Origin of the sequence: Bradyrhizobium sp. 45 (assembly GCF_023073155.1) — a bacterium.
GTDB classification, from domain to species: domain Bacteria; phylum Pseudomonadota; class Alphaproteobacteria; order Rhizobiales; family Xanthobacteraceae; genus Bradyrhizobium; species Bradyrhizobium canariense_D.
Genome location: NZ_JADPIX010000159.1, coordinates 1 through 731 on the forward strand (window position 1 = coordinate 1; position 731 = coordinate 731).

Consider the following 731-nt stretch of genomic DNA (forward strand, 5'->3'; position numbering starts at 1 on the left):
TCATGGGAACTCCTTCGAATCATTTGATTGCGAGGGCTCAACGATAACGGAGCTTGTCTGCCACGAGCGCCGACCGCAATTACGTCATCGTGTTCAAATTTGACCCCGTATCGGCGTCCAATTTTGGGTCTGACTCATTTCCGATGAAGTTTGCCGGGCGACTGTGGTTCTCAAACGGAGAATCAGCGCCATGCGGACGGGCTTTCAAATCTCATCGCTAGTACCGAGTGGTTTGGTGTTTGATGGTGTAAGTGACTCAATGGATTCGGTTATTCTGGCTGTTCGGTCAGAGGCTGCGGAGGCCCAATGCCCTTTGTGCGCGACAGCGTCGCGCCGAATCCATAGCCGATACATCCGGCACGTGGCTGATTTGCCGTCAGCGGGCAGAAGGGTGCGCCTCCGATTGCTCACGCGGCGCTTCACATGTGAGGTGCCGCATTGCCGCCGGCGGATCTTCGCGGAGCGGTTTGGAGAAGACATCGTCCCGCTTCGACGGCGCCGGACGGCACGGTTGGAATACATCGTCCATCACTTGGGGTTGGCGCTCGGCGGCCGGCCGGCGGCAAGCTTCGCCAAGCGGCTCATGCTGCCCGTCAGCAACGATACCTTGCTGCGGGTGGTCCGCCGGCGGACGGCGATGCCGACAGATCCATTGCTTGTTGTGGGCATCGATGACTGGGCGTTCCGGAGAAACCATCGATACGGGACGATCGTGTGCGATTTGGAGCGCC

Annotated in this window: 1 protein-coding gene; it reads left to right on the plus strand. The window is 59.2% G+C overall.

Translation table 11 applies throughout. From position 1 onward, the window contains the following. Positions 1-190: 190 nt before the first annotated feature. Positions 191-731 (plus strand): transposase family protein (locus tag IVB42_RS42435; RefSeq protein ID WP_247469584.1); only part of this gene is annotated, 541 nt, incomplete at its 3' end.